Genomic DNA, 20537 nt, shown 5'->3' on the forward strand with positions numbered 1-20537 from the left:
GGCGGCATGGCCCCTGGCCATGCCGCCGAGGTCCTTGGTTCTCATCCCTCGCTGAGCCGGTGGCGGCTTCGGCGAAGGATGCCGGGGGCGCCGTCCGGTCGGCCCGCCGCGCGGTCAGCCCGCCGCGCGGGCCGCCACCACGTCCGGCAGCCAGCGCTCGATCGTGGCGTAGAGATCCTTCCAGGCGAAGGGCTTGCCGACATGGTCGTTCATGCCCGCGGCGCGGTAGAGCGCGACCTGCTCGGGCAGCACGTTGGCGCTCATCGCGATGATCGGCACGTTGCGGGCCGGGTGGTCGAGGGCGCGGATCGCCCGGGTGGCGGCGAGCCCGTCCATGCCGGGCATCTGCACGTCGATCAGCACGAGGTCGTACTCGCCCCCCAGCACCGCCGCCACCGCGGCCTCGCCGCTGTCGACCACGTCGACCGTGTAGCCCGCCCGCTCCAGCACCACGCGGGCGAGTTCGAGGTTGATCGCGAGGTCGTCGGCGAGCAGCAGGCGGGCCGGGCGCGCCGGACCGCTGCGGGCGGGCTCCGCTTCCGCCGTCGCGGCGGCCGGCGCCGCCTCCCGGGGGAGATCGACCTCGAACCAGAAGGTCGAGCCCTCGCCCTCGCGGCTCTCGACGCCGACGCGCCCGCCCATCAGCTCGATCAGGCGCTTGGCGATGGCGAGGCCGAGCCCGGTCCCGCCGTAGCGGCGCGCCACCGAGCCGTCGGCCTGCGAAAAGGTCTGGAACAGGCGGCCGAGCCGGTCGGCCGGGATGCCGACGCCGGTGTCGCTCACCGCCACCCGCACGCTCTCGGCGCGCCGGCCGGGGCGGACCGAGACGGCGATGCGGCCCTGCGCGGTGAACTTCACGGCATTGCCGAGGAAGTTGAGCAGCACCTGCCGCAGGCGGCTGTCGTCGCCGCGCCGCCAGGGCGTCACGGCCGGATCGATCTCCACCGCGAGGGCGAGGCCCTTGGCCTCGGCGGTGTGGCGCATCACCGCGACCGCATCCTCGACGAGGCGGGGGAGCGCGAACGCGACCGGCTCCAGGGTGATCTGGCCGGCCTCGATCTTGGCGAAGTCGAGCACGTCGTCGACGATGACGCGCAGCGACTGGCTCGCCGCCGAGGCGATCTCGGCGTAGCGCCGCTGCGTCGGCGAAAGCGCGCGGTCCGCCGCCAGGAGGTCGGCGAAGCCCTTGATGGCGTTGAGCGGCGTGCGGATCTCGTGGCTCATCATCGCCACGAACTCGGTCTTGGCCCGGCTCGCGTTCTCGGCCCGGGCCTGGGCGAGTTCGGCGAGGTCGCGGGCGAGCCGCAGCGCCTCGGCCTGCTCGTGCTGGCGCGTCACCTCCCGGGAGACGACGAGGAGGCGGTCGGGGCCGCCGGGATCCGGGAGTGGCGCCACCGCGATGTCCCACCATTTCGGCGTGCCGCGGGCGCCCGGGCAGAAGAGCGTCACCTCGGCGGTGCGGCCGGTCCGGGCCTCCCGCACCGCCTCCTCGAACGCCGGGCGGCTCTCCGGCGGCAGCAGGCTGTCGAAGCGGCAGCCCATCACCGCCTGCGGCGTGTCGAGTTCGAGCAGGCAGAGGCCGCGGTCGTTGATGAAGGTGAGGTGCCCGTCGCCGTCCAGCACCTTGATGCAGTCGGGGCTGGTGCGCAGGATGTTTTCCAGGAAGGCGCGGCTCTGCGCGAGGTCGCGGGTGCGCGCCGCGATCGCGTCCTCCAGCGTCCGGTTCGCCGCCGCCAGCGCCCGGTCGCGCTCCCTCAGGCGTGCGAGAAGTGCGGTGAGCGCGCCCGCCAGAGTGCGCACCTCCGCGCAGCCGCGCGGGCGCAGCGCCTCGTCCGGCACCGCGTCGAGGTTGGTGATGCTCTCGGCCGTGCGGCTGAGCGCCAGCACGGGTTCGGCGATGCGGCCGGCCGCCCACCAGCCGATCAGCGCGAACAGCACCGCGAAGGCCGCGCCCCCGGCCGCGATCTCCAGGCTGAGGCGGCGGGCGGGGGCGAAGGCGGTGTCGGCCGGTTCGAGCACCAGCACGGTCCAGCCGAGCCCCGCATAGGCGCCCACGCCCGCGGAGCGGCTCGCCCCGACCAGAAAGGTGCGCCCGTCCGCCCAGGTCTCGCGGCTGTAGCCCTCCCGTGCCCCCGTCGGCAGACGGTCGGGATGTTCCGGCAGCCGGGTTCCGCGCAGACCCGGCGGGCCGAGCAGCACGGTGCCGTCCTGGCCGAGGACGAGGGCCGTCGCCTGGGGCGCGCGGGCCGCCGCGGCCGCGAGCACGCTCGCCGCCACCCGGTCGGCCCAGGCCCAGCTCAGGTGCCCGCCGACCACGCCCACGACGGTGCCCGCCTCGTCCCGCAGGGGAGCGGCCACGTCGACGAAGCGGAGCGGCTCGCCGTTCGCATCGGGCGGCAGCAGCCGGGCGAGCAGCACGGCCTCGTGGACGTCCCCTGCATAGGGGCCCTTCAGGGCCTCGCGGAACCACGGCCGTTCGGCCACGCTCCGGCCTTCGAGGAGGCCGCCGGTGGCCGCCCGCACGGTGCCGTCGCGGTCGGCGAAGCCGATCCAGGCGTAGGTCGGGGCGGCGGCGTGCAGGGCCTTGATCCAGGCGCGCTGCGCCGCGCCGCCCGGCGCCGCGCCCGCCGCCACGCTCGACAGCACCTGCATGTCCGACAGGCGCTCGTGCATCGTGGTGTCGAGCAGCGTGCGGATCTGCCCGGCGAGGCCGGCGAGGTCGTCGCCGATGCGCGCCCGCAGGCGCTCGGCCGCGAGGTGCTGTACGGCCAGCGCCCCGGCGAGCGTGAGCGTGAGGGCCAAGCCCGCGAAGGCCGCGGCCAAGAGTGTGCGCAGGCGCATGCGGACCAACCGGATCGGGGCGACGACCGCCGCTGGCTACGATATCCGCGTTAGCACTCTGACAACACTGGCCGGTCGGTCTATGTCCCCCGGCGGGCGGCGCATCGGTTCTGCGCGCCGCGAGGAGACGACAGACCCGTGCCATCCGCCGACCCGACGACCGGGATCCGCCCCGGCGCAGACTCCGCCGGGGCCGCGAGCGCCGTCTACGGCCTGCCGCCGGCCGTGCTGGCCGAGGTGCCGCCCGGCGCGCTCCAGCTCTCCCCCACGATCCCGGGCTCGGCCGCCCTGGAAGACCTCGCCCCCGGTGCTCTCGACTCCCTCGTCCTGCTCGCGCCGCCGGGCACGCTCGAGCGGCGCGCGACCCTGGCGCTCGCCCTGCGGGCGCTCGCCCCCGGCGGGTCCCTGACCGCGCTCGCGCCGAAGGACAGGGGCGGCACGCGGCTGGCGCGCGAACTCTCCGGCTTCGGCTGCGCGGTGGAGGAGGCCGCCAAGCGCCATCACCGAATCTGCCGCACGCGCCGGCCGGCATCTCCGCCGGGGCTCGACGAGGCGATCGCCGAGGGGGCTCCCCGGCTGGTCCCCGGGCTCGGGCTGTGGTCGCAGCCCGGCGTGTTCAGCTGGAACCGGGTCGATCCGGGCAGCGCGCTGCTGCTCGACCACCTGCCGCCGCTCGCCGGGCGCGGCGGCGATCTCGGCTGCGGCATCGGGGTGATCGCCCGGGCCGTGCTGGCCTCGCCCCGGGTCACGGCGCTCGACCTCGTCGACATCGACCGCCGGGCGGTGGACGCGGCGCGCCGCAACGTGACCGACCCGCGCGCCCGGATCGTCTGGGCGGATGCCCGGGAGGAGGGCGTGCTGCCGGAGCGGCTCGACTTCGTGGTCTCGAACCCGCCCTTCCACCACGAGGGCACCGAGGACCAGGCGCTCGGGCAGGCCCTCATCCGGCGCGCCGCCGCGGCGCTGCGCCCGGGCGGCAGCTTCTGGCTCACCGCCAACGCCCACCTGCCCTACGAGGCGGTGCTGGCCGAGGCCTTCCGGCAGGTGAATCCGGTCGCCGCCGCGCACGGCTACAAGCTCTTCGAGGCCCGTCGGTGAGCGGCTCGGTGCGGCTCGACCGCCTGCTCGCCAATCTCGGCTACGGCTCCCGCCGGGAGATCCAGGCGCTCGCCCGCGCGGGCGCGATCCGCCTCGACGGCGCGCCCCTGCGGGAGGCCGACCGGCGCATCGCGGTGACGCGCGATCTGGCCGACCGGCTCACCGTCGACGGCGCGCCGGTCGACCCGCCGCCCGGGGTCGCCCTGATGCTGCACAAGCCGCTCGGGGTCACCTGCTCGCACAAGGAGGCGGGGCCGCTCGTCTACGGGCTCATGCCGGAGCGCTGGCGCCGCCGCGACCCGCCGCTCTCGACGGTGGGCCGCCTCGACAAGGAGACGTCGGGCCTCCTCCTCCTCACCGACGATGGCGCCCTCCTGCACCGGATCATCTCGCCGAAGGCGAAGGTGGCCAAGCGCTACCGGGTCACCCTGGACCGGCCCCTGCGGGGCGACGAGGGGGCGGTCCTGGCCTCCGGCACCCTGCTGCTGGAGGGCGAGGAGCGCCCGCTCCTGCCGGTCGCCTTCGCGGCGGAAGGGCCGACGCGGGCGAGCGTCATCCTCACCGAGGGGCGCTACCATCAGGTCCGGCGGATGTTCGCGGCGCTCGGCAACCACGTCACGGCGCTCCACCGCGACCGGATCGGCGCCCTCGCCCTGCCGGCCGACCTGGCACCGGGGCAGTACCGCCTGCTCGGCGAGGCGGACGTGGCGGCCGTGTTCGCCGAGCCGGGGGAGGGGGCGAGTTCCTGACAAGCGTCGGGACCGAGCGGGCGGACGCTTCCGCTCAGGACCCTGGGCGCCCTCACGACAGCGTCGTCAGGTCCTGGAACCAGTGCTGGGCCTGGACGTAGCCCTTCACCTTCGCCGAGAGGGCGTGCGGATTGGTGTCGTGCACGACCCAGACCTGCACCGCGTCGTCCACGACGATCTCGTGCACGCGGGCGAGGAGCCGGTCCTGCTCGTCGGGGTCGAAGCTCGACGTGATCCTGTCGCAGAGGGCGTCGACCTCGGGGTTCCGGTAGTGGCTCCAGTTCACGCCGGTCGGGGCGATCTGCTTCGAGGCGTAGAAGCGCAGGATGGCGTAGAGCGGATCCGAGGTGACGTAGGCGATGTTGCCGCCGGTGACGCCCTTCAGCGAGGGATCGGCCGCCCCCTGGCGCCACGCCGTGTAGGCCACCTCCAGCTCCACGGGCCGGAACTCCAGCGCGATGCCGATCTCGGCCCAGCTCTGCTGCACGAACTCGTTGATCGGCAGCGACAGCATCTGGCCGGAACCGCCGGTCGGGATGATGAACGTCGTGCGCAGCGGGTTCTGGGGCGAGTAGCCCGCCTCCTTCACCAGCTTGCGGGCCGCGTCGATGTCGGTGCCGATCTTGAAGCTCGGCTTGCCGAACCACGGGCTCGACGGCTGCACCTGCCCCACGGCCGGCGTGGCGAGGCCGCCCATCAGCGCCACCACCGCCTCGCGGTCGATGGCGAGGTTGGCGGCCTTGCGCAGGCGCAGGTCGCGCCACGGGCTGCCCTCCAGCATCGACAGGTGGTAGTTCCAGACATGCGGCGTGTCGTTGCCCGTCACCCGCATGCCCGCCGCCTTGAGCCGCGGCACCGCGTCGGGGGCGGGCAGTTCGACGAGGTCGACGGCGCCGCTGAGCAGCGCGTTCGCCCGGGCGAGGTTGTCGGGGATGCAGGTGAGCGTCAGCTTGGCGAGCCGCGGCATCCGCTTCCGGTTCCAGTAGGCCGCGTTCGGCACGAGGTCGAGGCGCACGCGCGGCACGAGCTGGCCGATCCGGTAGGGACCGGTGCCGGAGGGCTCGAAGGCGAACCGGTTCCAGTCGCGCCCGAGCTTCTCGAACTGCGCGGGCGAGGAGATCAGGAACCAGAGCATCTGGTAGGGAAACAGCGCGTCGACCGCCTTGGTGGTGACCTGCACGGTCATCGGCCCGAGCTTGCGGTAGGAGGCCACCGAGGGCAGGCGCGGGCGCACCTGCGAGGCCTGCCGCTGGTCGTACTGCGCCGCCTTGTCGTTGAGCACCTTGTCGAAGTTCCAGATCACCGCGTCCGCGTCGAAGGCGGAGCCGTCGTGGAACGTCACGCCCTCACGTAAGGCGAAGGTCCAGTTCCTGCGGTCGGCCGGATCGCTCTCCCAGGCGGTGGCGAGGCCGGGGACGAGCTTGCCGGGCCGGTCGGCGACGTCGAGTTCCCAGGCGACCAGCGGGTCGTAGAGGGTGAGGCCGGTGAACTGATAGCCGCCCGCGCCCCGGTCCGGCTGGCCGGTGGTGAGCGGCAGGTCGAACATCGAGATGCCGTAGTTCAGGCTGCCGGAGGGGGCGCCCTGCTGCGCGAGCAGGGGCCCGGTCGGCCCCAGCGCGGCGAGCGCCGAGGCCCCGGCCACGAACTGGCGGCGGGAGGGGAGGAACTGGCTCATCGAAGACCCCCTGTGCGGCGGCCCCTGCGGCCGCCCGATCGTACGGGCCGCGCCAGGCAAATTGTATGCAACATGCCAGCGGCTGGGCTGCGGCGGGGCGCCGCTGCTTGGCGGCGAACTGGGATCTCCGGCCGGACAGTGCCTTCGGCTAAAGCCTCATGGCAGGGCCGGCGTGGGCTGCGCGTAGGCGGCCTCCACCCCGTCGACCTTGAGCAACGCGGCGATGACCGCGTCCTGTCGGTCCGATGGGACGCCCGAGACGATGAAGTACCGGCTCAGGAGCGGGTCCGCGATCTGGGGATGCTGGGGCCGCGCGACGCCTCCGTAGGGGGCCAGCGCCGCGTGGAAGGCGGAGGCCGCGCCGCGCCGCATGCGGTCGGCCGCCTCCTGGCGAAGCAGAACGACGATATCCATGATCGGCCTCCCCCGCAGAGCGCCCGGTGCCTCCGTCGCCGCCGCGGGCAGGACGCGCGCGGCGGCGACCGCAGCGATCAGCAGAACCGTGAGATCCCGGCGCCGCGTGACCGTACAGGAGGACGAGGGGCCGAGGCAGTCGCCGGACCGCCTCGGCACAGGGGCGGCAGAGAGCGCTGCCCGAGCCGTCATCTCCCGCCTTCGATCACGCCGGTCAACCACTCCGGGGCTCCGCCTCCGTCGAGCCCCTCGCGACTCACCGGCGTCGGATCGGCCGGGATGGCCGCATCCGCTTGGCCTGGAACCCCGAGCGCCATCAGCAACGAGACGGGAGCCGCCCCGCCATTCGTGGCCGGCTCCTCCACGCCCGCCGCTTCCGTCAGCGTGGGGTGGATCGTCGCCGAGCGGCTCTCCGCGTCCGACATGTCGATCGTGATGCGCATGACCGCCTCCCGCTACCAGCCGAGCACCGCGTACCGGCCCTCGATGTTGACGGGCTCCGGCGTCACGTTGGTGATGGAGATCCAGTAAGTCACGAAATGGTCGTTGGCCCTCTCCACCTGCACGGACCAGCTCACCTGCGGTCCGCCCGGCCGCGGGTTGGTCGGCACCACCGTCCACACGACGTGCCAATGCGCCGGCCAGTTGAACGTGAACCAGCGCTGGGTCGCGTTGGCGGGCACGAGGCCGGTGAACTGGACACCCACCCATTCACCCGTCTGCAGGGCCAGCGGGATCAGCTGGCGCAGGTTAGGGCGGTTGCCGATGCGCTCCGTGCGCGGACGGCCCGGCGCATCCTGCTGCGGCGATCCCGAGGCCCGCAGCAATTGCCGCGCCCGGGACGGGGTCAGCGGAATGCGGCCCGCGGCCCGCAGCACGCCCTGCACGCAGCCGAGGGCGCCGACGACGATGGGCGAGGCGCTGGACGTGCCGCTGAAGACGTCCGTGTACCAGAGGTCCTCGCTCCCGCCGCCCTGCAGGTCGCCGTACCCGGCCGTCGTCACCTCGCGGCCCCAGCCCTGCACGTCGACGGCCGAGCCGTAGTTCGAGAAATCGAGCCGCGACCGGTCGGGTCCCCAGTTGCGGCCGTGCGTTCCGGGAGGCGGTGCGCCGGCGCCGACGAGGACCGCGCCGGAATCCCGCAGGCTGCGGTTGAACGGATTCCGCCAGTCGGCCGGAAAGCCCGCCAGGGGCGTGTTGTAGACCGGATCATCGAGGTTGTTGTTGCCGTTGCCGGCCGCCTCGACGACGATGATGCCGCGGTTCACGGCGTACCGGATCGCGGCGAAATCCGCCGGCCACCACTCGACCGAGGTAAAGCCCCGCGCGGGATGGCCGTACTGCACCTCCAGCAGGATGATGTCGCCGGGACGCAGCCGATCGGCCGCGGCGACGATGGCGCTCGGCAGCCCGCCGGCATCGAAGATGGACGAGCCGCGGATGTTGGCCGCCGCGCAGATGCCGGTGACCCCGATGGTGTTCAGGTCGCCGCCGATCTCGCCCGCAACCGCGGTGCCGTGATTGCGCCAGCCGAGATCGTTCGTCTGCGTGCCGATCACGCCGCCCTGGTTCTGGATCAGGTCCTCATGCGTGAAGCGCCACGCGCCCTCGCAGTCGATGATCTGCACGTTCGTGCCGCGTCCCCCTGCAAGCGTCCAGGCATAGAGCGCGTCGATGCCGCCGGGGGCCGGACCGAGATAGCCCTGGCGCGCGGTGAAGTCGGGCGTGATGGGCGGGGCCGGCTCGGGACTGGCGGCCATGACGTTGAGATCCTCGCCCTCGTCGAAGGGAACAGCCTCCGCCGTGGCGCCGACCGCCGGCTGCGGCGCCGGGGTGACGTAGGCTCCGGCCATCGTCGGCAGGTCGGCGAGCTGCTTGGCGAGGTCGTCGAGCGCTTCGTCGGGAGCGACGACTTGGTAGTAGAGGTGCAGATCCGGCATCTCGGCGGTCTCGTCCGCCGGCCTGCCGACCGACAGGCTCGCGACGGCGGCCCGCATGCGGTCCTCGGTCTTCCCGAACAGCGGCCGGAGACGAGCCCCCGTCTTGTCCAGGGTTCTGTTGAGGCTCGCGACATCCACCTCGGTCAAGGACGATACGCTCGCGGCCCCCGCTCGCAATGCGGCCTCCGGTTTGGCGATCGCGACGAGAACCCGTCTCGACGGAAACCGCCCGTTTCTGTTGTCGGCACGTGGCTTCGGCTGACCGTTGGTCTTCGCAGACATGGTTTTAGCTCCTTGCTGTGAACATGGAACTCTCTGCAAGCACAGCGGAAATGACAGTGATGCGCCGAGCGCGCTCGCGATGTAGCCTCTGGTGGACGATGGGGCTGCTCCGGTTGATCCGTTAGCACTCGGATCAAATCTTGGCTTTCGAAACGCCAATCGAGCCTTGGAGCGGGCAAGAAAGCGCCTGGTCTCAGCGCGCTACTCACCGCAGGACTCGGCGAATCTGATCAAAAATCAGTATCGATGCTCATAAGGGCCGAAACTGTCCCGGCCGGATTTAAAACTAACATGCAATTATTGCAGGAGCAATGGCGAATATTCACAGCTGTATGTTGTGGGAAATTCGGCTGCTTCGCTCGATGGATAGACCGGCGAGCTTTAGCACGCGAACCAAGCGGCGACCGGGCACCCGGCCCGGCCAGCCAGACGCCTCCTGGCTTGCGCGTCGAACGCGACCGGAGGCGGAGAGCGCCGCCATCACCTCGGTGCGAGTCACGCATAAAGACATCTTTATGTCTTGATTGCTTCCTATCCGGCCCCCTGCTATAGCGCCGCCCGAACGGCCGCCAGGGAGCATCAGCATGCCGAGCACGCAGGACTACATCGTCAAGGACATCGGGCTGGCCGATTTCGGCCGCAAGGAGATCGCGATCGCCGAGACCGAGATGCCCGGCCTGATGGCCGTGCGCGAGGAATACGCGGCGCGCCAGCCCCTCAAGGGCGCCAAGATCGCCGGCTCGCTGCACATGACGATCCAGACCGCGGTGCTGATCGAGACGCTGAAGGCGCTCGGCGCCGACATCCGCTGGGTGTCCTGCAACATCTACTCGACCCAGGATCACGCCGCCGCCGCCATCGCGGCCGCCGGCATCCCGGTCTTCGCCATCAAGGGCGAGACGCTGACCGAGTACTGGGACTACACCGCCAAGCTCTTCGAGTGGCATGACGGCGGCATGCCGAACATGATCCTCGACGACGGCGGCGACGCCACGATGTTCGTGCATGCGGGCCTGCGCGCCGAGCAGGGCGACACGGCCTTCCTCGACAAGCCGGGCTCGGAGGAAGAGGAGATCTTCTTCGCGCTCATCAAGCGCACGCTCAGGGAGAAGCCGCGCGGCTGGTTCGCGGGCCTCGCCGAGTCGATCAAGGGCGTCTCGGAGGAGACCACCACCGGCGTGCACCGCCTGTACCTGCTCGCCAAGGACGGCAAGCTGCTCTTCCCGGCGATCAACGTCAACGACGCGGTCACGAAGTCGAAGTTCGACAACCTCTACGGCTGCCGCGAGTCCCTGGTCGACGGCATCCGCCGCGGCACCGACGTGATGATGGCCGGCAAGGTCGCGATGGTCGCGGGCTTCGGCGACGTCGGCAAGGGCTCGGCCGCCAGCTTGCGCAACGCGGGCTGCCGCGTGCTGGTCTCGGAGGTCGATCCGATCTGCGCGCTCCAGGCCGCGATGGAGGGCTACGAGGTCACCACCATGGAGGACGCCGCCCCGCGCGCCGACATCTTCGTGACCGCCACCGGCAACAAGGACGTCATCACCCTCGACCACATGCGGGCGATGAAGGACCGGGCCATCGTCTGCAACATCGGCCACTTCGACAACGAGATTCAGGTCGCGGGTCTCAAGAACCTGAAGTGGTCGAACATCAAGCCGCAGGTGGACGAGATCGAGTTCGCGGACGGCCACCGCATCATCCTGCTGTCCGAGGGGCGCCTCGTGAACCTCGGCAACGCGATGGGGCATCCCTCCTTCGTGATGTCGGCCTCCTTCACCAACCAGACACTGGCCCAGATCGAGCTCTGGACCAATCAGGGCAAGTACGATCGTCAGGTCTACACCCTGCCCAAGGCTCTCGACGAGAAGGTCGCGGCGCTTCATCTGGAGAAGATCGGCGTCAAGCTGACGAAGCTGCGCCCCGATCAGGCCGCCTACATCGGCGTCAGTGAGGCGGGCCCGTTCAAGCCCGACCATTACCGCTACTGAGACGGCGTCCTGCCCGGACCCGACGCGGACGAGCCCGGCCTCACGGCCGGGCTCTTTCGTGACTGGACACAATCAAAAGATGCGTTCTGCCTCCGTTCCATCACAGGTGTGGCATTTCTGTGCCCTGGCGCGGGGACGTGGCGGCGCGTGCGGCCGCCGCCCCGATTTCGCTTCCGGCCGGATTCGCTCGCGCGCTAGGATCGGGGCGATTCTGACAGGGGGCCGCGCGACGCGGGCGGTCCCGGGCGGGCGGCAGGCGGCGACGGCACGGCGCGCCGGCAGCGAGGACGGGACGGGACATGGTGGAAGGACGGACGCTGCGGCGCCGGCCGGGGGCCGGCGCGCTCGCGGGCGCGTGGGCGGTTTCGACCGTGCTGGCGCTGGCGCCGTGCGGCACCGCGGCGGCCCAGAGCGGAGCCGCGGCCAACGGGGCCTACGTGCACAACGCGATGGCCCTCGCCCTCCTGATCGGCCTCATCGTCTTCGCCACCATCCTGTCGCTCCTGCACATCCGCGAGCGGGCGCGCTGGATGCGGCGCGAGCGCCGGCTCTCGGCGGATCTCTCCGACCTGCGGGGCGCCCATGACCGGGCGGCGCTCCTCCTCGGCTCGGAGCGCCAGATCATCGTGACGTGGAGCGGCCGCGACGAGCCGCAGATCGAGGGCGACGTCAGCCTCGCCATGGACGGCAGCCGCTCGGCCTCGGCCCGCCGGGTGCTGGCCTTCGGCACATGGCTGTCGGCGGCCGACGCCGCCGCCCTCGACGCCGCGGTGGACACCCTGCGCAGCCGCGGCGAGCGCTTCCGGCTCACCGTGCGCACGCTGGGCGGGCGCACCGTGGAGGCGCAGGGGCAGGCGGTGGGCGGCCGCGCGCTGCTGCGCCTGCGGGAGCTGACGGGCGAGCGGCAGGAGCTGGTGGAGCTGCGCGCGGCCCTGCAGGAGGCGCGCGCCGGCCTCACCGCGCTGGCGGGCCTCCTCGACGCGATCCCGCAGCCGGTCTGGCGGCGCGGGCGCGACGGACGCCTCGCCTGGGCCAACGCCGCCTACCTCACCGCCGTCGAGGCGGGCGACCGCGACGGCGTCGTCCGGGAGGGCACGGAACTCCTCGACCGCGCGGCGCGCGAGGAGGCGGAGCGCCGCCGCGCGGGCGGGCAGGCGGCCGCCTTGCGGGTCTCGGCGGTCATGGCCGGCGCGCGCCGCACCCTCGACGTCACCGAGGTGCCGGTGGAGAGCGGCAGCGTCGGCATCGCGGTCGACGTCTCGGAACTCGAGAGCGTGCGGGCCGACCTGCAGCGGCAGATGGAGGCCAACGTCCGCACCCTCGACCAGCTGCCGACGGCCGTGGCGATCTTCGACGCCCGCCAGCGCCTCCTTTTTCACAACGCCGCCTACCGCCAGCTCTGGGACCTCGATCCCGCCTTCCTCGACGGCCGTCCCCTCGACGGCGAGATCCTCGATGCCCTGCGCAACGCCCGCAAGCTGCCCGAGCAGGCGGATTACCGCACGTGGAAGACCGGGTTCCTCGCCGCCTACCGGGGCGCCGAGGCGCGCGAGACGTGGTGGCACCTGCCGGACGGCCGCAGCCTGCGCGTGGTCGCGGATCCCAACCCGCAGGGCGGCCTGACCTACCTGTTCGACGACGTCTCGGAGCGGGTGCACCTCGAATCCCAGTACAACGCCCTGATGCGGGCGCAGAGCCAGACCCTCGACACCCTCAAGGAGCCGGTGGCGGTGTTCGGCTCGGACGGCCGGCTCAAATTTGCCAACCGGGCCTTCACGGGCATGTGGCGCATCACCGACGAGGCCCTCGGCGCCCAGCCCCACATCGACGAGATCATCCCGCTCTGCCTCGCGCTCAGCCTCTCGGAAGAGCCCTGGACCGAGATTCGCGGCGCGGTGACGGGCCTCACCGACGTGCGCCACGGCCTCGCCTGCCGGCTCGAACTCAAGGACGGCACGGTGCTCGACGCCGCCGCCCAGCCGCTGCCGGACGGGGCGACGCTGCTCACCCACATCGACGTCACCGCGAGCGTCAACGTGGAGCGGGCGCTCACCGAGAAGAACGAGGCGCTGGAGCGCACCACGCGGCTGCGCGACGAGTTCGTGCACCACGTCTCCTACGAGCTGCGCTCGCCGCTCACCAACATCATCGGCTTCACCGAACTCCTCGGCGACGAGACCGTGGGCGCCCTCAACCCGCGCCAGCGCGACTACGCCGACCACATCATGCGCTCCTCCGCGGCGCTGCTCGTCATCATCAACGACATCCTCGACCTCGCCTCGATCGATGCCGGCTCGATGGAACTGGCGTGCGAGCGGGTGGACGTGCAGGCGACGGTCGCGGCGGCGGCGCGGGGCGTCGAGGACCGGCTGGCGGAGGCCGCCATCACCCTCGACCTCGACGTGCCGGCCGACATCGGCGACTTCGTCGCGGACGGCAAGCGCATCCGCCAGATCCTGTTCAACCTCCTGTCGAACGCGGTCGGCTTCTCGGCGCCCGGCCAGACCGTGACGGTCTCGGCGCGCAAGACCGGGCGCGAGATCAGCATCCAGGTGGTCGACCGCGGCCGCGGCATCCCGGCGGAGGTCATCACCCGCGTCTTCGACCGCTTCGAGAGCCACACGCTGGGCACGCGCCACCGCGGGGTCGGCCTCGGCCTGTCGATCGTGCGCTCGTTCGTGGAGCTGCACGGGGGCCGCATCGAGATCGTCTCGACCCCCGGAGAGGGGACCTGCGTCACCTGCATCTTCCCGATCGACGGCGCGGAGCCCGTCGCGCCGGCGGAGGACGCGTCGGCGCGCCTCCAGGACCGTCCCGTTCCCGCGCACGCGCCGGCCGAGTCCCTCATCATCACCCCGGACTTCGCCAAGGGCGCCAAGGGCGCCAGTAGCGGCCGGAGCGCCATGGTCGATCCGCACGACGACGTGGGCTTCGTCATGCCGCCGCGCGAGAGCCTGTGAGGCGCGGAGGACGGGCGGGTCTCGGCGGGAGGCGACCGATGGGGACCCGTCCGGGAGGGCTCCGGAAGGCGGACCCGGAGGACCGGCCGCGCCGCACGCGGTGGGGGGTTCCGGTGAGGGAGGCGCATCGATCGACTGTTCGTGGATGGGCCGCGCCTCGCGTTGAATGAACCAGTCGTCGCGGCGAGCAAGGCGCGTCGGGACTTTGGGCGTGATTCGATTAAGGTTCCTCGTTTATGACACCGAGAGGCCCGGACGGCCGCTTGAGCGAGGATGCCGGAGTGGACCGGGAGGACATGGACGCGCGCGCACCCTGGGAGATCGTGCTGCCGGACGAGACCGCGACCGAGGATCTCGGCCGCTTCCTCGCCGAGATGCTGCGTCCGGGCGACCTCGTGGCGCTCTCGGGCGGCCTCGGCGGCGGCAAGACCACGCTCGCCCGCGCGCTCATCCGCGAGATGACGGGCGATCCCGACCTCGAGGTGCCGAGCCCGACCTTCACCCTCCTCCAGCCCTACGAGGGCCGCGGCGGCGTCGCGGTGGTGCATGCCGACCTCTACCGCCTGCGCGGACCCGACGAACTGGTCGAACTCGGCTTCGAGGAGATGATCGAGCGCGCGGTGGCGCTGGTGGAGTGGCCCGACCGGCTGCCGCCGCGCTCCGGCCCGACGCTCGCGGTGGACCTCGCCCTCGCGCCAGAATTCGGCGAGACCGCGCGGCTCGCCCGGCTCATCGGCGGCGGCGGCCTCGGCGAGCGCCTGACGCGGGCGCGGGCCCTGCGCGCGCTCCTCGACCGCAGCGGCTGGGGCGAGGCGGAGCGCACGCCGATGCAGGGCGACGCGTCGAGCCGCGCCTACGAGCGCCTGACGAACCCGGACGGCAGCCAGGCCATCCTGATGATCTCGCCCGCGCGCCCGGACGGTCCGCCGGTGCGCGACGGCAAACCCTACAGCGCCATCGTCAAGCTCGCCGAGAGCGTGCACGCCTTCGTGGCGGTCGACCGGGCGCTGCGGGCGCTCGGCCTGAGCGCGCCCAGGATCCTGGGCGAAGACCTCGATGCCGGCCTGCTCATCCTCGAAGACCTCGGCACCGAGCCGGTGGCGGATGCGAGCGGGCCGCGCCCGGAGCGCTACGCCGAGGCCGTGAAGGTGCTGGCGCGGCTGCACGGCACGGCCCTGCCCGCCGTGCTGCCGATCGCCGAGGGCCAGGACCACGCGCTGCCGCCCTACGACCGCGAGGCGCTGCTGTTCGAGGCGGAGCTGCTGCTCGACTGGTACGCCCCGCACGCCGCGGGCGCGCCCCTGCCGCAGGCGGCGCGCGACGCCTTCACGGCGGCCTGGAGCGAGGCGCTGGAGGGCATCCTGCCCGAGCGCCCGACCTGGACCTTGCGCGACTACCATTCCCCCAACCTGATCTGGCTGCCCGAGCGCGACGGGCTGGAGCGGATCGGCCTGATCGACTTCCAGGACGCGGTGCTCGGGCACCCGGCCTACGACGTCGCCTCGCTGCTGCAGGACGCGCGCGTGGACGCCACGGCGGAGTTCGAGCTGCGCCAGCTCGGCCTCTACGCCCGCGAGCGGCGCCTGCGCGAGCCGGATTTCGACGTGCAGGACTTCGCGCGGGCCTACGCGGTGCTCGGCGCGCAGCGCGCCACCAAGATCCTGGGCATCTTCGTGCGCCTCGACCGGCGGGACGGCAAGCCGGGCTACCTCGCCCACCTGCCGCGCATCGAGGGCTACCTCACCCGCAACCTCGCCCATCCGGCGCTGGCCGGCGTGCGGGCCTGGTGCGAGACCCACCTGCCGCGCCTCGCCCCGGCCTCCGCCTGAGCCCCGACAAGCCCGAGCCTCATGAGCGATCAAGCCCCCGACCACGGCATCGCCCGCGCCTTCGTGCTGGCCGCGGGCCTCGGCAAGCGCATGCGCCCGATCACCGCGACGGTGCCCAAGCCCCTGGTCGAGGTGGGCGGCCGCGCGCTGGTGGACCACGCCCTCGACCGCATCGCCGAGGCCGGCATCGGGGAGGTGGTGGTCAACGTCCACTACCTCGCCGACTTGATGGAGGCGCACCTCGTCCGCCGCGCCGGTCCGCCGCGCATCACCATCTCGGACGAGCGCGAGCGGCTGCTCGAGACCGGCGGGGGCGTGCGCAAGGCCCTGCCGCTCCTGGGCGAGGGGCCGTTCCTGATCCTGAACTCGGATTCGTTCTGGCTCGAAGGGCCGCGCCCCAACCTGCAGCGCCTCGTGGCGGGCTGGGACCCGCAGCGGATGGACATGCTGCTGCTGCTCGCCTCCGCGGCGACGAGCCTCGGCTACGAGGGGGCCGGCGACTTCCAGATGGAGAAGGACGGGCGCCTCGCGCGCCGGGCCGAGCGCGAGGTGGCCCCCTTCGTCTACGCGGGGGTGGCGATCACCACGCCGGCCTTCTTCGCCGACACGCCCGAGGGGCCCTTTTCCCTCAACCTGCTGTTCGACCGCGCCGCCGCGAACGGGCGCCTGCACGGCCTGCGCCTCGACGGGCAGTGGCTGCATGTCGGCACCCCCGAGGGCCTGCGCGATGCCGAGGAGCGGGTGCGCACGAGCGCGGTGCAGCCGTGACCGCGGCGCGGATCGCGCCGGTCGCATCTGCGCATCTCCCGGGCCTGCTCGCCCTGAACCGCGCCCACGAGCGCGAGACCTCGGCCCTGGACGCGGCGGCGCTCGACGCGCTGGTGCGCCAAGCCTTCCGCGCCAGCATGGCGCACGCCAGCATGGCGCACGCCAGCATGACGCACGGGACCGCGGCGGTCGCGGGCGAGGCGGTCGCGGCGTTCCTGATCGCCCTCGACCAGGATGCGGACTACGCCAGTCCGAACTTCCTGTGGTTCCGCGAGCGGTTCGCGCGGTTCGTCTACGTCGACCGGGTCGTCGTCGCGCCGGACTGGCGCGGGCACGGCCTCGGCCAAGCCCTCTACGCCGATCTACTCGCGCAGGCTGCCGCAGCGGGCCACGCGCGGCTCGCCTGCGAGATCAACAGCGACCCGCCGAATCCCGCCTCCGACGCCTTTCACGCGCGCCTCGGCTTCCGCGAGGTCGGCCGCGCGGTGATCCCGGGCGGCAAGGCGGTGCGCTACCTCGTGCGCGAGGACCTCTCCGGATGAGCCGGGACAGCGTCTTCACCATCCCGCCCGGGGCGCCGTTCCTGCCGACCCTGGCCGAGGCGCTGCTCGACGGCTCCCTCGTCGGCCCGGTCGCGGACGGGCCGCTCGGGCTCGCCGCCGTGACGATCTACCTGCCGACGCAGCGCGCCGCGCGGGCGCTCGCCGCCCACCTCGCCGAGCGCTGCGGGCCGGCGGCGCTGCTGCCGCGCACGGTGCCGCTCGGCGAGGCGCACGAGGCGGAACTCGATCTCGCGGCGGCCCCGCCGGCCGAGCGCCGGGAGGCGCTGCTGCGCCCCGCCATGCCGGCGCTGGAGCGCCGGCTGATCCTGGCCCGGCTCGTCCAGGCCTGGGCCGCCACGGTGGACCGCCAGCTCCTGCCGATCGGCGAGGAGGTGCCCTTCCGGGTGCCCTCCTCGCCCGCCGACGCGATCGGGCTCGCCGCCGACCTCGAAGGGCTGATGGACGCCCTCACGGTCGAGGGCCTGGGCTTTGCGGAGATCGGCGCGGCGGTGGAGGCCGAGGTCTCCCGCTACTTCTCGCTCACCCTCGACTTCGTGCGCATCGCCGCCGAGCACTGGCCGCGGATCCTGGAGGAGCGGGGCGTCGGTGATCCGGTGGCCCGGGGCCGCGCCCTGATGCTGGCGGAGGCCGCGCGGCTCACCCGCGAGCGGCCCGCCGACCCGATCGTCGTGGCGGGCTCCACCGGCTCGGTGCCGGCGACTGCGACCCTGATCGCCGCCATCGCCGGCCTGCCGCGCGGCGCCGTGGTGCTGCCGGGGCTCGACCTCGCCCTCGATGACGCCGGCTGGGCGGCGATCGGCCCGGGGGAGCCCGCGGCGCAAGCGCACCCGGCCCAATCGCACCCGGCCCAGTCGCAGCCGGCCCATGCGCACCCGCAGGCGGTGATGCACCGGCTGATGGGGCCGGGCTTCCTGAACCGGAGCCGGGCGGAGGTGCGCCCCCTCGGGCACCGCAGCCGCCCGGCCGAGGCCCGTGCCGCCCTGCTCTCGCAGGCGCTGCGCCCGGCCGAGACCACGGATGCCTGGGCGGATCTCGACCCCGCGTCGCGCATGGAGCTGGCGCGCGAGGGCGGGGCGGGCCTCGTGCTGGTGGAGGCGGCCGACGAGCGCGAGGAGGCGCTCGCCGCCGCCCTGGCCCTGCGCGAGACCCTGGAGACGCCCGGCCGCACCGCCGCGCTGATCACCCCCGACCGGAACCTCGCGCGCCGCGTCGCGGCGGAACTCGGCCGCTGGGGCATCGTGGCGGACGACACCGCCGGGGAATCCCTGGCCCTGAGCCCGGCCGGGCGCCTCGCGCGCCTCGCCGCCGACCTCGCCGCCGACGAGGCCAAGCCCGGGCGGGTGCTGGCGCTCCTCGCCCATCCGCTGGTGCGGCTCGGCCTCGCGCGCGAGGAGGTCGTGCGGGCGGCGGCCGCGCTGGAGATCGGCGTGCTGCGCGGGCCGGCCCCCGCCAAGGGCCTCGGCGGCGTCGCGCAGGCCCTGCACCTCGCCCGCGCCGAGGAGCGTCCGCACGCGCCGCGCGCCGTCCGGCGCCTCGCCGACGCGGATTGGGCGGCGGCCGAGGACCTGATCGACCGCCTCGCGGTCGCCTTCCGGGGCTTCGCGCCCGAGGCCGACGATGCGCCCCTCGACCTCGTGCAGCTGGCGCAGGCCCACCGCGAGGCCTGCGACCTCCTGCTCGACGGACCCGACGCGGAGGCCGACGAGCCCTCGGTGGCGGCCCTCGACCAGCTCTTCGACGACCTCGCGCTCGCCGAGCCCGGCCTGCTCGCCGGACGCTTCGCCGACTACCCGGCCGTCTTCACCGCGCTCACCCGCGAGCGGGCGGTGCCCTCGCGCCGGCACGCCGGCCCGCATCCGCGCCTGCGCATCCTCGGCCTCCTCGAAGCGCGCCTGCTCTCGGCCGACCGGGTGGTGCTGGGCGGGCTCGACGAGGGGGTGTGGCCGCCCAAGGCCGAGACCGACGCCTTCCTCAACCGGCCGATGCGCGCCGCCATCGGCCTCTCGTCGCCCGAGCGGCGGCTCGGCCAGACCGCGCACGACTTCGTGGAGGCGCTGGGCTGCCCGGACGCGGTGATCACCCGCGCGCACAAGCGCGAGGGCGCGCCGACCGTGCCCTCGCGCTTCCTGCAGCGCCTGCGCGCCTTCATGGGGGAGGGGGCCTGGGAGGCCTGCCGAGAGGGCGGCGAGCAGCTGCGCGCCTACGCGGCGGCCCTCGACCGCGGGGAGGAGCCGGTGCCGCCGCGGCTCCAGCGGCCGGCTCCGAAGCCCGATCCGGCGCTGTTTCCCCGCTCGCTCAGCGTCACCGAGATCGAGACCCTGGTGCGCGACCCCTACGGCATCTTCGCCCGCCACGTGCTCGGCCTCGACCCGCTGGAGCCGGTGGCGGTGCAGCCGAGCGCGAGCGACCGCGGTACCATCGTGCACGCGGTGCTCGGCGGCTTCGCGCAGGACTTTCCCACCGCCCTGCCGGCCGATCCCGTCGGGCCGCTGATGCAGCGTGCCCTCGACGCCTTCGCGCGGATCGCCGAGGCCTATCCCGAACTCTACGCCGAGTGGTGGCCGCGCTTCGAGCGGATGGCCGGCGCCTTCCTGGCCTGGGAGGCCGAGCGCCGCCCCGGCCTCGCGCGCGTGCACGCCGAGATCGCCGGGCGCTGGGCGATGCCGGTCGCCCCGGGCGAGATCTTCACGCTGCGCGCCCGCGCCGACCGCATCGAGGAGACGCGCGGCGGCGGCCACGCCATCATCGACTTCAAGACCGGGCAGGTGCCGAGCCACAAGGAGATCTTCGCCGGTTTCTCCCCCCAGCTCACCCTGGAGGCCGCGATGCTGAAGGCCGGCGCCTTCCGCGGCCTCGGCGCGGCGGCCGAGACGCCCGACCTCCTCTACGTGCGGGCGGGCGGCGGCAAGACCCCCCTCGATCCCGCGCCCCTCAAGCCGCCCCGCGGCGACCCCCGCAGCGTCGCCGAGATCGTGGACGAGCACGCGGCGCGCCTGCGCGGCCTCGTCGCCCGCTTCCTCGCGGGCGAGGCCGCCTACCTGTCCCGCCCCTACCCGAAATACGCCAAGGCCTATTCGGCCTACGACCATCTGGCGCGGGTCAAGGAATGGTCGCTCGTCGGGGGCGAGGAGTAGGGGCCGGTCCCGATCGGCTTGGCCGTGATGGGCGTGCCTTCCGGCCCCGTCCGGATCCTCCGTGAACGCTCGCCCCTCAGGCGGCCCTGGACTCGCGCGGTCCCTCACGACCCGCTTCCGGCCTGCCCGGTTGCCGGGGTTCTTCCGGACATCCGCTCGTCAGACACGATGGCCTGACGCCTGCCGCACCGCGGATTTCTGGCGCCAAGCATGGCTGTGAGGCGACCGTCCCTCTCCGGATACACCGCCTGGATGTGCCGGCCGGCCCGGGGCTCGCGCGAACCCCCTCGCGC

General features: G+C 73.3%; 13 protein-coding genes. 8 read left to right on the plus strand and 5 right to left on the minus strand.

The annotated features are described in order from the left end of the window. Positions 1-114: 114 nt before the first annotated feature. Positions 115-2841, minus strand: a complete 2727-nt coding sequence (locus ACKUB9_RS07295; RefSeq protein WP_407519670.1) for an ATP-binding protein — start codon at positions 2839-2841, stop codon at positions 115-117. Between the two features lie 165 nt (positions 2842-3006). Between ACKUB9_RS07295 and ACKUB9_RS07300 the strand changes: the two genes are divergently transcribed. Both ACKUB9_RS07300 and ACKUB9_RS07305 read left to right on the plus strand, forming a co-directional pair. Then, positions 3007-3939 (plus strand): class I SAM-dependent methyltransferase, encoded by a 933-nt coding sequence (locus ACKUB9_RS07300; RefSeq protein ID WP_407519799.1) that lies wholly within the window; start codon positions 3007-3009, stop codon positions 3937-3939. Continuing rightward, complete coding sequence (locus ACKUB9_RS07305) at positions 3936-4688, plus strand: pseudouridine synthase (RefSeq protein ID WP_407519669.1); 753 nt, start codon at positions 3936-3938, stop codon at positions 4686-4688. The genes ACKUB9_RS07300 and ACKUB9_RS07305 overlap by 4 nt, the downstream gene beginning before the upstream one ends. A 52-nt stretch (positions 4689-4740) precedes the next feature. On the opposite strand, the gene ACKUB9_RS07310 is transcribed toward ACKUB9_RS07305, so the two are convergent. The 4 genes from ACKUB9_RS07310 to ACKUB9_RS07325 form a co-directional block, all read right to left on the minus strand. Next, positions 4741-6363: an ABC transporter substrate-binding protein gene (locus tag ACKUB9_RS07310; protein WP_407519668.1), complete on the minus strand. Its 1623-nt coding sequence runs from the start codon at positions 6361-6363 to the stop codon at positions 4741-4743. Positions 6364-6519: 156 nt separating this feature from the next. After that, positions 6520-6777 carry a hypothetical protein gene (locus ACKUB9_RS07315; protein WP_407519667.1) on the minus strand — a complete coding sequence of 86 codons (258 nt, stop codon included), beginning with the start codon at positions 6775-6777 and terminating at the stop codon, positions 6520-6522. 188 nt (positions 6778-6965) lie between these two features. Beyond that, entirely contained in the window at positions 6966-7220 is a 255-nt protein-coding gene (locus ACKUB9_RS07320) for a hypothetical protein (protein ID WP_407519666.1), read from the minus strand. Between the two features lie 12 nt (positions 7221-7232). Continuing rightward, positions 7233-8855, minus strand: coding sequence for a S8 family peptidase (locus ACKUB9_RS07325; protein WP_407519798.1), 1623 nt, complete (start codon positions 8853-8855; stop codon positions 7233-7235). Between the two features lie 728 nt (positions 8856-9583). Here ACKUB9_RS07325 and ahcY point away from each other — a divergent pair. From ahcY to addB, 6 genes are all read left to right on the plus strand, one after another. Beyond that, on the plus strand, positions 9584-10990 hold the full coding sequence (gene ahcY, locus ACKUB9_RS07330) for an adenosylhomocysteinase (RefSeq protein ID WP_407519665.1): 1407 nt from the start codon (positions 9584-9586) through the stop codon (positions 10988-10990). A 299-nt stretch (positions 10991-11289) separates the two neighbouring features. Further along, entirely contained in the window at positions 11290-13950 is a 2661-nt protein-coding gene (locus tag ACKUB9_RS07335) for a sensor histidine kinase (protein ID WP_407519664.1), read from the plus strand. Positions 13951-14246: 296 nt separating this feature from the next. Further along, on the plus strand, positions 14247-15779 hold the full coding sequence (tsaE, locus tag ACKUB9_RS07340; RefSeq protein ID WP_407519797.1) for a tRNA (adenosine(37)-N6)-threonylcarbamoyltransferase complex ATPase subunit type 1 TsaE: 1533 nt from the start codon (positions 14247-14249) through the stop codon (positions 15777-15779). A gap of 21 nt (positions 15780-15800) precedes the next feature. Then, on the plus strand, positions 15801-16547 hold the full coding sequence (locus tag ACKUB9_RS07345) for a nucleotidyltransferase family protein (protein ID WP_407519663.1): 747 nt from the start codon (positions 15801-15803) through the stop codon (positions 16545-16547). Then, positions 16544-17089, plus strand: coding sequence for a GNAT family N-acetyltransferase (locus tag ACKUB9_RS07350; protein WP_407519662.1), 546 nt, complete (start codon positions 16544-16546; stop codon positions 17087-17089). The genes ACKUB9_RS07345 and ACKUB9_RS07350 overlap by 4 nt, the downstream gene beginning before the upstream one ends. After that, a complete protein-coding gene (gene addB / locus ACKUB9_RS07355; protein ID WP_407519661.1) occupies positions 17086-20244 on the plus strand; it encodes a double-strand break repair protein AddB in 3159 nt (1052 codons plus the stop codon). Before ACKUB9_RS07350 ends, addB begins: the two co-directional genes overlap by 4 nt. The last annotated feature ends 293 nt before the right edge of the window (positions 20245-20537 follow it).

This window comes from Methylobacterium oryzisoli (assembly GCF_046557895.1).
Taxonomy (GTDB): domain Bacteria; phylum Pseudomonadota; class Alphaproteobacteria; order Rhizobiales; family Beijerinckiaceae; genus Methylobacterium; species Methylobacterium oryzisoli.

Coding starts and splice junctions, on each gene's coding strand:
- ahcY (WP_407519665.1), top strand. CDS start 9,584: ATGCCGAGCACGCAGGACTACATCGTCAAGGACATCGGGCTGGCCGAT.
- tsaE (WP_407519797.1), top strand. CDS start 14,247: ATGGACGCGCGCGCACCCTGGGAGATCGTGCTGCCGGACGAGACCGCG.
- ACKUB9_RS07310 (WP_407519668.1), bottom strand. CDS start 6,363: ATGAGCCAGTTCCTCCCCTCCCGCCGCCAGTTCGTGGCCGGGGCCTCG.
- ACKUB9_RS07335 (WP_407519664.1), top strand. CDS start 11,290: ATGGTGGAAGGACGGACGCTGCGGCGCCGGCCGGGGGCCGGCGCGCTC.
- ACKUB9_RS07295 (WP_407519670.1), bottom strand. CDS start 2,841: ATGCGCCTGCGCACACTCTTGGCCGCGGCCTTCGCGGGCTTGGCCCTC.
- ACKUB9_RS07320 (WP_407519666.1), bottom strand. CDS start 7,220: ATGCGCATCACGATCGACATGTCGGACGCGGAGAGCCGCTCGGCGACG.
- addB (WP_407519661.1), top strand. CDS start 17,086: ATGAGCCGGGACAGCGTCTTCACCATCCCGCCCGGGGCGCCGTTCCTG.
- ACKUB9_RS07315 (WP_407519667.1), bottom strand. CDS start 6,777: ATGGATATCGTCGTTCTGCTTCGCCAGGAGGCGGCCGACCGCATGCGG.
- ACKUB9_RS07345 (WP_407519663.1), top strand. CDS start 15,801: ATGAGCGATCAAGCCCCCGACCACGGCATCGCCCGCGCCTTCGTGCTG.